This is a genomic window from Streptomyces sp. NRRL F-5123 (genome assembly GCF_000721495.1).
Taxonomy (GTDB): Bacteria; Actinomycetota; Actinomycetes; order Streptomycetales; family Streptomycetaceae; genus Actinacidiphila.
Genome location: NZ_JOHY01000219.1, coordinates 1 through 272 on the forward strand (window position 1 = coordinate 1; position 272 = coordinate 272).

General features: G+C 69.5%; 1 protein-coding gene. It reads right to left on the reverse strand.

What is annotated here, in order from left to right; translation table 11 throughout:
* Positions 1-217: hypothetical protein (locus IH54_RS41185; RefSeq protein ID WP_234344295.1), on the reverse strand; the 217-nt coding region annotated here is incomplete at its 3' end.
* Positions 218-272 lie beyond the last annotated feature (55 nt).

Consider the following 272-nt stretch of genomic DNA (forward strand, 5'->3'; position numbering starts at 1 on the left):
CCGAGCGGCCCTTGGCGATACGGGACTTCGCCGCGCCCAGGTCGGTGCCGATCGTGTCGGCGACCGACGAGATCACGCCCTGCATCTGGGTGACGTAGAGCTGCCGGGAGAGCTGGAAGAGGTCGTTGGCCTCCTTCGGCATGCCCAGCAGCTTGTCCTTGGCCCACTTCGCCCCGCCCAGCCAGCCGCCGTACCGCTTGTGCTTGTACGCGCTCATCCGGGCCTTCTGATCGGCCTCGAACGCCGCCCGCGCCTTCGCCTCACCCGCGGTG